Below are 9,863 nucleotides of genomic sequence, written 5' to 3'. Positions count from 1 at the left end.
GCTTTACACACTAATGAGAACGGGGCGAGGGCGTCGTTGGGGACGAGGCCTCGGAAATCGTTGGTCAGCAGCGTGCCCCAGCCGAACGAGACCTTCACCCGGCCCGCGAATTGGGCGTGCAGGGTGGCGATGGTTTCCACGTCCAGCCCGTCCGAGAAGATCACCAGTTTTTCGCTTGGGTCCTCGCCGCGCGCGGCCCACCAGGTGATGGCGGTTTCGGCCGCGCTTGCCGGGTCGCCTGAATCGATGCGGATGCCGGTCCAGCCGGCCAGCCAGTCGGGCGCGTTTTTCAGGAAGCCTTCGGTGCCGTATGTGTCGGGCAGGATGATGCGCAGATTGCCGGAATGCTCCTCCTGCCAATCGCTAAGCACGTCATAGGGGGCCTGCGCCAGGGCTGCGTCATCCTCGGCCAGGGCGGCGTAGATCATCGGCAGTTCATGCGCGTTGGTGCCGATGGCCTCGATCTCGCGGCGCATGGCGATGTGGCAGTTGGAGGTGCCGGTGAACTTGTCGCCCAACCCCTCCATCATCGCCTGCACGCACCAATCCTGCCACAGGTAGCTGTGCCGGCGCCGCGTGCCGAAATCGGCGATGCGCAGATCGGGGATATCGCGCAGGCGTTCGACCTTTTGCCAGAGCTTGGTCATGGCGCGGGCATAGAGCACCTGCAATTCGAACCGGCCCATATCGGCCAGCACCCTGCGCCCGCGCAGCTCCATCAGCACGGCAAGGGCGGGAATTTCCCACAGCATGACCTCGGGCCAGGAGCCTTCGAATGTCAGCTCATATTGCCCGTCGCGCTTTTCCAGGTGGTAGGCGGGCAGGCGCAGGTTTTCGAACCAATCCATGAATTCGGGGGTGAACATCTGGCGCTTGCCGTAGAACAGATTGCCGCGCATCCAGGTGCTTTCGCCGCGGCTGAGGCTGAGGGAGCGGATATGGTCGAGCTGTTCGCGCAGCTCGCCCTCGTCGATCAGATGCGCCAGCTTGATCCGGTGGGTGCGGTTGATCAGGGAAAAGGTGACCTGGGTGTCGGGTTTGTTGCGGAACACCGATTGGCACATCAGGAGCTTGTAGAAATCCGTGTCGATCAGGGATCGGACGATCGGGTCGATCTTCCATTTGTGATTATAGACGCGGGCGGCGATATCGACCATCGGGGCGGCCTTTCATGGCAGGTGGCCCTTGGCGTGGCCGGTGCTGTTGTTAGAGCAAAGAGCGCGGGCGAAAGGCAAGGGCAATGGCGCGAGATTGTGGTCGCGGCAGATGCGGGATCGCGGTAGGGGTGCGGCATGGGAAACTCTGAAATGGAAATATTCCTGGCCGCGGCACCGGGGTTGGAGGAGGCGTTGGCGCGCGAAGCGGGTGGTGCGGGGTTTGCCGCGCCGCGCCCGGTGCCGGGGGGTGTTACGCTGACCGGTGGCTGGCCTGATGTGTGGCGCGCCAATCTGGAATTGCGCGGCGCGGGCCGGGTATTGGTGCGGTTGGGCAGTTTTCGGGCCATGCATCTGGCGCAACTGGACAAACGGGCGCGGAAATTCCCTTGGGGTGACAGCCTGCGCGCCGATATGCCTGTGCGGGTGGAGGTCACCTGCCGCAAGTCGCGGATCTACCATGCGCGCGCGGCGGCAGAGCGGGTGGAGCGGGCCCTGGTCGAGGAACTGGGCGTGACGCTTTCGCCCGAGGCCGGGCTGGTGGTGAAAGTGCGGATCGAGGATGATCTGTGCGTGATCAGCGTCGATGCTTCGGGCGTGGCGCTGCACCGGCGCGGCCATAAGGAATTTATCGGCAAGGCCCCGATGCGGGAAAACCTGGCGGCGCTGTTTCTGGCGCAATGCGGTTTTGATGGCACCGGCCCGGTGGTCGATCCGATGTGTGGTTCTGGCACATTCGTGATCGAGGCGGCCGAGATTGCGGCTGGTCTGCAGCCGGGGCGGTCGCGGCGGTTTGCGTTCGAGGATCTGGCCAGCTTTGACGCCGCTGCCTGGGCCGCGATGAGGCGCGATGTGGTGCCCGCGGGGCCGGTGCGGTTTTACGGCTATGACCGCGATGACGGCGCGATCCGGGGGGCTGTGGGCAATGCCGAGCGGGCCGGCGTGACGGCTGTGACCGCGTTCCGGCGGCAGGCGATCAGCGACCTGACCCCGCCCGAAGGCCGGCCCGGTCTGGTCATGGTGAACCCGCCCTATGGGTCGCGGATCGGCAATCGCAAGCTTTTGTTTTCGCTATATGGCGCGCTGGGCAAGACCCTGAAGGAGCGTTTCGCGGGCTGGCGCATCGGGCTGGTGACCAGCGATGGCGGGCTGGCAAAGGCGACCGGGCTGCCCTGGGGGGTGCCCGGCAGGTCGGTGTCGTTTGGCGGGCTGAAGGTGACTTTGTGGCGCGCCGGGCCGCTTTGATCGGGTTATTTGTGGCGCGCCGGGCCGCGTTGATCGGGTTATATGAGGCGGACGCCCGCATCTGTCATCGCCGCGACTGCCGCCGCAAGCGAGCCGTCGAGATCAATGGCGCGGCAGAGATCCATGCGCAGGGTGGTGCCAAAGCCGAGCCGGGCGGCGTCAAGGGCGGAATAGCTGACGCAGAAATCGGTGGCGAGGCCGGCAAGCGTCAGCTGGTCGATGCCGCGGCTGCGCAGGTAGCCTTCCAGCCCGGTTGGCGTGACATGGTCATTCTCGAAAAACGCCGAATAGCTGTCGATGCCGGGGCGAAAGCCCTTGCGGATGATCAGATCGGCGGCGCTGCTGTTCAGCTCGGGGTGAAGGGCGGCGCCGGGGCTGCTCTGGATGCAGTGATCGGGCCACAGGACCTGCGGGCCATAGGGAAATTCGACCACCGAGAAGGGGGCCGCGCCGGGGTGCTGGCTGGCAAAGCTGGAATGGCCGAACGGGTGCCAGTCCTGGGTCAGGATGATGGCGGAGAAATCCTCCATCGCCGCGTTGATGCCGGGCAGGATGGCATCGCCATCGGCCACCGCCAGCGCGCCGCCGGGGCAGAAATCATTTTGCATGTCGATGACGATCAGGGCGTGGCTGTCGGGCTGCATGGGCGGTGTCCTTGGCTTGTCTGGCGGCGGCTTGTCTGGCGGCGTCTGCTCGGGTTTGGCCCACCCTACGCGCTGGCGCGGCGGGCGCAACCGGGCCATGGCGCTTGATCCGGTCTGTTCGATAGCGATCGCGACCGGCATTCGCGCCCCGGCCGGGGCGCATCCGATGGCCGGGGTCTTGAGGATCGGACGGCACGGGGCTAGGAACCCGGATATGTATCACATTGCCGCCCTTTATCATTTCACCCGGTTCGATGACCCCGCCGCATTGCAGGCCCCGTTGCAGGGGATCTGCGCGCAAAACGCGGTGCGCGGGTCGCTGTTGCTGGCCAGTGAGGGCATCAACGGCACTATCGCGGGGCCGCGCGCCGGGCTGGAGGCGGTGCTGGCCCATATTCGTGCTCTGCCGGGCTGCGAGGATCTGGAATGGAAGGAATCCCAGGCCGATCAGCCGCCCTTTGGCCGTCTGAAGGTGCGCCTGAAGAAAGAGATCGTGACGCTGGGTGTGCCGGGCGTGGACCCGAAGGCGGCGGTCGGCCATTACGTGCGGGCCGCCGATTGGAATGATCTGATTTCGGCCCCCGATGTGGCGGTGATCGACACCCGCAATGATTACGAAGTGGCGATTGGCACATTTAGGGGCGCGGTGGATCCGCAAACAGCGGCGTTCCGCGATTTTCCGGCCTGGTGGCAGGCCAACAAGGACCGGTTTCACAACAAGCGGATCGCGATGTTCTGCACCGGCGGCATCCGCTGCGAGAAATCCACCAACTACCTGTTGTCGCAAGGGGTTGCGGATGTGTTTCACCTGAAGGGCGGGATCTTGCAATATCTGGAAGATGTGCCTGCCGAGGACAGTCTGTGGCAGGGGGAATGCTTTGTTTTTGATGAGCGGGTCTCGGTCGGTCATGGGTTGCGGCAGGGGCCGCATTCGCTGTGTCGGGCCTGCCGCCGGCCGTTGCTGCGGGCGGATCAGGCGCGCCCGGAATATGAGGCCGGGGTGCAGTGCCATCATTGCGCCGATGAGCATAGCGATGCCGACCGGGCCAGATTCCGCGAACGCCAGAAGCAGATCGCATTGGCCCGGGCGCGCGGCGAGAGCCATCTGGCGGGAGGCTAGCCGGTGGCCCCGTTCGGCAATATTCTGGGCGGGGCGGCGTGGCGCAAGGTCTTGCTGTCATTGGCGCTGGGTCTTGGTGCCGGGTATCTGGGTTTTGTGATCGGGATGCCATTGCCCTGGATGCTGGGCGCGATGCTGGGCAATACCGTTGCGGCGCTGGCCCGCGCCCCGGTGCAGGGACCAAACGGGCTGCGGCTGCTGGTGGTGCCGATCATCGGGGTGATGCTGGGATCGGCGGTCAATGCCGAGACCTTTGAGGCGTTGGGCGACTGGACGGTCAGTTTTCTGGTATTGGGGCCGTTTCTGGCGAGCGCGGCGGGCGGCAGTTATCTGATTTATCGCCATTTGGGCGGGTTCGACCCGGTGACCGCGTTTTTCAGCGCCATGCCCGGCGGGCTGAACGAAATGCTGATCCTTGGCGGCGAGGCGGGCGGCAATGAACGGCGCATCGCGTTGGCGCATGCCTCGCGGATCTTGTTGACGATCTCATTCGTGGCGCTGTTTTTCGGGCTGGTTCTGGATGTGCAATCGGGCAGCCAGAATGGCACGAACTGGACCGCCCTTGGCGCGCTGGGCCTGGGTGATTACCTGATCCTGGCCATTTGTGCCGCGCTGGGCGTGCCGCTGGGCCGGGTCTTGCGCCTGCCGGCGGCACCGATGCTGGGGCCGATGATCCTGAGTGCGGCGGCGCATGTCGCGGGCCTGGTCGAGCTGCCGCCGCCGACGGCTTTGGTGATTGGCGCGCAGGTGGTTCTGGGTGCCATCATCGGTTGCCGGTTCATCGGCGCGGCGCTGCGCGAGGTCGGGCGCGACCTGTTTCTGTCGGTGTTTTCCACCGCCGGGATGCTGGCCACCGGCCTGGGCTTTGCCTGGGTCGTTGCCAGCCTGACCGAGACCAGCCTGGCGCAGGCCTTCCTGGCCTATTCCCCCGGCGGGCTGACCGAAATGAGCCTGCTGGCCTTCGCCATGGGTGGCGATATCGCCTATGTCGCGGTCACCCATATCGTGCGGATCGTGATGGTGATCTTTTCGGCACCGCTGTTTTTTCGCTGGATCAACCGGGGCTGAGACCGGATTTGCGGTGGCCCGGCACATGGGTGCCCAGAAGCTGGATCAGCTTGCGATGCGAGGACCGGTGCCGGTTGCGCAGATGGATCGCGGAATAGACCGCCTGCGGAATCACGGGGGCCTTTTTGACATAGGCGAAACGCCCGGTGGCGACCATCGCGGTGGCGGTGTCTTCCAGCACATAGCCGCTGCCGCCGAGCCCGGTCAGCATGGCCGAGACCAGAGAGTTCTGCCCGCAGGCGATCGCGGCGGTGCTGAGACCTGGGTGCAGCGATTTGTGAACCCGTTCAAAGGCGTGGCAGACGGCGGCCAGAACATAGCTGTCACGCGGCACGTCGGACAGGGTTTCGGCCACATCCGAGATCATCCGGAATCGCACTTCGCAGAGGGTTTCGAAATAGAGATCGGGATGCGGTTTGGGGGTGTAGATGACGGCGACATCCAAGGCACCCTGCATCAGATCCCGGCACATCTGGGAGGAGAAATCGGCCTCGATATAGAGCGAGGTATCGGGCAGGAAGGCGCGAAATTCGCGCACCCAATCGCCGATATGGGGGCTGGTCAGATCGCGTTGCAGCCCGACCCGGATCGTGGTGGCGGTGGGGCCGGCATCACGGGTGGCGCGCAGGGCCTCGGACCAGTTCAGACGCAGGGCGCGGGCATGTGGTTCGAACCTTATGCCCTCCAGAGTCAGCGATGTGCCCGCGCGGCTGCGCAGGAAAAGCCGCCGATCAAGGGTCTTTTCCAGCGCCTTGACCCGGCCCGAGACGGTCGATTGCGTGATGCCGAGCCGTTCGGCGGTGCGGTTGAAGCTGTGGGTTTCGCACAGGTCGAGAAAGGTTTCGACAAGTTCGATCTGCATCGCCTGGGGCCTTTCGGGTCGGGATTTGAGTATTTTTGCAAAGAAGAAGCTGGAAGGGGGCGCGTTAACCTTAATGCCTGGTGAAGGGGCTGCTAATCGGAGTTGGCGATTAATAATACCGATTACGGGCGATTGATAGGGCAAAGCGAATGGTTCTAGGCTGTGGGGGGGGGCGATATTTGGGAGGGGTCCATGGCTGAGTTTCCAAGCACTGCGCGCGTTGTCATCATCGGCGGCGGGGTTGTCGGCACCTCGACGCTGTATCATCTGGCCCGCGCGGGCTGGCGCGATTGCGTGTTGCTGGAAAAGAACGAGCTGACGGCGGGATCAACCTGGCACGCGGCGGGCAATGTGCCGAATTTCGCCGCCTCCTGGGCGGTGATGAAATTGCAGCGCTATTCGGCGGCGATGTATCGCAGCCTGGGCGATGATGTCGGGTATCCGATGAATTACCATGTCACCGGGTCGATCCGGCTGGCCCATTCCAGGCAGCGGATGCAGGAATTTGAGCGGGTTGCCGGGATGGGCCGGTATCAGGGTCTGGAGATGGCGCTGTGTTCGCCCGCGGAGTTGCAGGAGCTTCACCCGTTTCTGGAGATCCATGATCTGGAAGGCGGCATGTGGGACCCGCTGGATGGCGATATCGACCCGGCGCAGCTGACCCAGGCCTTGGCCAAGGGGGCGCGCGATGCCGGTGGCCGGATCGAGCGGTTCTGCCCGGCCCTGGGGCTGGAGCGCGATGGCGATGAGTGGATCGTGACGACCGGAAAGGGCGATATCCGCTGCGAATATGTGGTCAATTGCGCCGGTTATTACGCGCAGCGCGTGGGCGAGATGTTTCGGCCCTTTGGCGGGCGCAGGGTGCCGATGGTGGTGATGAGCCATCAGTATTTCCTGACCGAGGAGATCCCGGAACTGGCGGCCTGGGCCAAGGAAGTTGGCCATAAGGTGCCGCTGCTGCGCGATGTCGATAGCTCATATTACATGCGCCAGGACAAGAACGGGCTGAATCTTGGGCCCTATGAGCGCAATTGCAAGGCGCATTGGGTGACGCCGGAGGATCCGATGCCGCAGGATTTCTCATTCCAGCTTTATCCTGACGATCTGGAGCGGCTGGAATGGTATATCGAGGATGCCATGGCGCGGGTGCCGATATTGGGCACGGCAGGGGTGGGCCGCAATATCAACGGCCCGATTCCCTATGCGCCTGACGGGTTGCCGATGATCGGGCCGATGCCGGGGGTGCGCAACGCTTTTGAGGGGCACAGCTTTACCTTTGGCATCGCGCAGGGTGGGGGCGCGGGCAAGGTCCTGTCGGAATGGATCATGCATGGCGAGACCGAGGATGACATGTGGGCCGTCGATCCGCGCCGCTATACCGATTATACCGATCCTGATTATTGCCTGGCCAAGGCGCTGGAGACCTATGGCCATGAATATGCGATGCATTTCCCGCATCATGAATGGCCCGCCGGGCGCGACAAGAAGCTGTCACCGGTCGATGCAAGGGTGCGGGAACTGGGCGGCCAGATGGGGGCCTATAATGGCTGGGAGCGGGCCAATTGGTTTGCCGCCCCCGGCGATGATACCAGCGAGGAGGCGACCCGGACCTGGGACCGCAGCGGCCCATGGCAGGCGCGTATCCGGGGTGAGGTCGAGGCGGTGCGCGACGCGGTCGGGGTGCTGGATCTGCCGGGGTTTTCGCGGTTTTATCTGCAAGGCGCGGGGGCGGCGGAGTTTCTGCGTGGCCGGATTGCCGGTGGATTGCCCAGGGTCGGGCGGATGAACCTGGCCTATTTTCCCGACAGCCGGGGCCGGATCCTGACCGAAATGTCGGTGCTGCGCCATGGCGAGGATGATTTTACCCTGATCACGGCGGCCGCGGCGCAATGGCATGATTTCGAGATCTTGCGCGATGTGCTGCCCGAGGGGTTGAGCCTGACTGATCATACCACTGAATTTTCCACGCTGATCGTCACCGGGCCAAAGGCGCGCGAATTGTTTCAGGGGCTTGAGACGCTGGCCGATCTGAGCGCCCCCTGGTTGTCGATCCAGACGGCCAAGGTGGCGGGCATCGAATGCCTGCTGGCGCGGGTGTCGTTTGCTGGCGAGTTGGGTTGGGAAATCCATGCCGCCAATGCCGATATTCCGGCGCTTTATGATGCGGTTCTGGCGGGTGGGGCGGTGCCTTTTGGCATGTATGCGCTGAATTCGATGCGGCTGGAGAAGGGGTATCGCGCCTGGAAGGGCGATCTGTCGACCGATTATTCGTTGCTGGAAGCCGGGCTGGAGCGGTTCGTGAAGCTGGACAAGCCGCAGGATTTTCCCGGCAAACCGGCGTTGCAAAACGAAAAACAGCGAGGCGTCAGCAAGCGGTTCGTGACGCTGCTGGTCGATGCCGGCGATGCCGATGCGCCTTATATGTCCTGCCTGTGGCATGGCGATGCGGTGGTTGGTGAGACCACTTCGGGCGGCTGGGGCTACCGGGTGGGGGGCTCGATTGCGCTGGGAATGCTGCGCGCCGATCTGGCAGTGCCGGGCACCGAGATCGAGGTGGAGATCTATGGCACGCGCTGTCGCGCCGTGGTGCAGCAGGATCAGCCGCTCTGGGATCCGGCCAATGAAAGGTTGCGGGCATGAGTGCGATCACGCTGCTGGATGGCTCCATCGGGCAGGAGCTGGTCAAACGGGCGGGCGAGCGGCCGACGCCGCTATGGTCGACCACCGTGATGATGGAAAAGCCTGATCTGGTGGCCGAACTGCACCGCGATTATTTCAATGCCGGGGCCAGCGTGGCCACGACCAACAGCTATGCGGTGTTGCGCGACCGGCTGGCGCGGGCCGGGATCGAGGACCAATTCGAGGCATTGCTGGAGGCCGCCATTGCCGGGGCCGTGGCGGCGCGTGACGCGCATGGGCGCGGCCGGGTTGCCGGATCGCTGGGGCCGTTGCAGGCCTCTTACCGGCCCGATCTGTGCCCCGAGCCTGCCGAGGCCGCGCGCGCCTATGGTGAAATTATGCGGCTGATGGGCGACCGGGTGGACCTGCTGCTGATCGAAACCGTGGTCTCGGTGAAACATGCGCTGGGCGCGTTGCAGGGTGTGCGGGATGCCGGAAAACCGGTCTGGCTGGCGGTGTCGACGCAGGATCATGACGGCACCAGGCTGCGATCGGGCGAGGCGCTGGCCGATCTGGCCTCGGTGATTTCCGCCCATGCCCCGGCGGCCATTCTGGTCAATTGCACCCGGCCCGAAGTTGTGGGCGAGGCGCTGGAGATCATCAGGGATTTTGGCCTGCCCTTTGGGGCCTATGCCAATGGGTTTACCGGGATCACGCAAGGTTTTCTGAAAGATGCGCCGACGGTGGACGCGCTGGAAGGACGCGCCGATCTGGGGCCTGCGGAATATGCCGATTTCGTCATGGGCTGGGTCGGGCAGGGGGCCGGTATTGTCGGCGGCTGTTGCGAGATCACGCCCGCCCATATCGCGGAAATTGCCACCCGGCTGGTCGCTGCCGGGCATCGGATTATCTGAGGAACCGGAATGAAACAGATACCCACACAGGCGCGCGCGGTGGTCATCGGTGGCGGTATTTCCGGCTGTTCGGTGGCCTATCATCTGGCGAAGCTGGGCTGGCAGGACGTGGTGCTGCTGGAACGCAAGCAACTGACCTGTGGCACCACATGGCATGCGGCCGGGCTGATCGGGCAATTGCGCGGCAGCCAGAATGCCACGAGATTGGCGAAATATTCGGTCGATCTCTATGTCAGG

9 protein-coding genes are annotated in these 9,863 nt (G+C 64.3%); 6 read left to right on the top strand and 3 right to left on the bottom strand.

The features are described 5' to 3' along the window. Nucleotides 1-1,157: nicotinate phosphoribosyltransferase (locus tag ACW8PS_RS08950; protein ID WP_491527022.1), on the bottom strand; the 1,157-nt coding region annotated here is incomplete at its 3' end. Nucleotides 1,158-1,292: 135 nt separating this feature from the next. Between ACW8PS_RS08950 and ACW8PS_RS08945 the strand changes: the two genes are divergently transcribed. Further along, entirely contained in the window at nt 1,293-2,399 is a 1,107-nt protein-coding gene (locus ACW8PS_RS08945; protein ID WP_491527021.1) for a THUMP domain-containing class I SAM-dependent RNA methyltransferase, read from the top strand. A gap of 38 nt (nt 2,400-2,437) precedes the next feature. Here ACW8PS_RS08945 and pncA read toward each other — a convergent pair whose 3' ends face one another. Beyond that, nucleotides 2,438-3,043, bottom strand: coding sequence for a bifunctional nicotinamidase/pyrazinamidase (pncA, locus tag ACW8PS_RS08940; RefSeq protein ID WP_491527023.1), 606 nt, complete (start codon nt 3,041-3,043; stop codon nt 2,438-2,440). 214 nt (nt 3,044-3,257) lie between these two features. Here pncA and trhO point away from each other — a divergent pair, with 214 nt between their 5' ends. Both trhO and ACW8PS_RS08930 read left to right on the top strand, forming a co-directional pair. After that, entirely contained in the window at nt 3,258-4,163 is a 906-nt protein-coding gene (gene trhO, locus ACW8PS_RS08935) for an oxygen-dependent tRNA uridine(34) hydroxylase TrhO (RefSeq protein ID WP_491527020.1), read from the top strand. A 3-nt stretch (nt 4,164-4,166) separates the two neighbouring features. Further along, on the top strand, nt 4,167-5,231 hold the full coding sequence (locus ACW8PS_RS08930) for an AbrB family transcriptional regulator (RefSeq protein ID WP_491527019.1): 1,065 nt from the start codon (nt 4,167-4,169) through the stop codon (nt 5,229-5,231). Here ACW8PS_RS08930 and ACW8PS_RS08925 read toward each other — a convergent pair. Continuing rightward, nucleotides 5,218-6,093, bottom strand: a complete 876-nt coding sequence (locus tag ACW8PS_RS08925; protein ID WP_491527018.1) for a LysR family transcriptional regulator — start codon at nt 6,091-6,093, stop codon at nt 5,218-5,220. The genes ACW8PS_RS08930 and ACW8PS_RS08925 overlap by 14 nt on opposite strands. 192 nt (nt 6,094-6,285) lie before the next feature. Between ACW8PS_RS08925 and ACW8PS_RS08920 the strand changes: the two genes are divergently transcribed. From ACW8PS_RS08920 to ACW8PS_RS08910, 3 genes are all read left to right on the top strand, one after another. After that, nucleotides 6,286-8,733: a GcvT family protein gene (locus ACW8PS_RS08920; RefSeq protein WP_491527017.1), complete on the top strand. Its 2,448-nt coding sequence runs from the start codon at nt 6,286-6,288 to the stop codon at nt 8,731-8,733. Next, the gene (locus tag ACW8PS_RS08915; protein ID WP_491527016.1) at nt 8,730-9,626 is read left to right on the top strand and encodes a homocysteine S-methyltransferase family protein; all 897 of its coding nucleotides are present in this window, start codon (nt 8,730-8,732) and stop codon (nt 9,624-9,626) included. The genes ACW8PS_RS08920 and ACW8PS_RS08915 overlap by 4 nt, the downstream gene beginning before the upstream one ends. 9 nt (nt 9,627-9,635) lie before the next feature. Then, on the top strand, nt 9,636-9,863 hold a 228-nt coding region (locus tag ACW8PS_RS08910), incomplete at its 3' end, for an NAD(P)/FAD-dependent oxidoreductase (RefSeq protein WP_491527015.1).

The organism is Alterinioella sp. (assembly GCF_058343375.1).
Note: the sequence above shows the minus strand (reverse complement) of the source record. Positions and strands in the feature narration are given on the sequence as shown.

Excerpts from the sequence above, each read along its gene's own strand:
- pncA (WP_491527023.1), bottom strand. The coding sequence starts at position 3,043 with ATGCAGCCCGACAGCCACGCCCTGATCGTCATCGACATGCAAAATGAT.
- ACW8PS_RS08925 (WP_491527018.1), bottom strand. The coding sequence starts at position 6,093 with ATGCAGATCGAACTTGTCGAAACCTTTCTCGACCTGTGCGAAACCCAC.
- trhO (WP_491527020.1), top strand. The coding sequence starts at position 3,258 with ATGTATCACATTGCCGCCCTTTATCATTTCACCCGGTTCGATGACCCC.
- ACW8PS_RS08945 (WP_491527021.1), top strand. The coding sequence starts at position 1,293 with ATGGGAAACTCTGAAATGGAAATATTCCTGGCCGCGGCACCGGGGTTG.
- ACW8PS_RS08915 (WP_491527016.1), top strand. The coding sequence starts at position 8,730 with ATGAGTGCGATCACGCTGCTGGATGGCTCCATCGGGCAGGAGCTGGTC.
- ACW8PS_RS08920 (WP_491527017.1), top strand. The coding sequence starts at position 6,286 with ATGGCTGAGTTTCCAAGCACTGCGCGCGTTGTCATCATCGGCGGCGGG.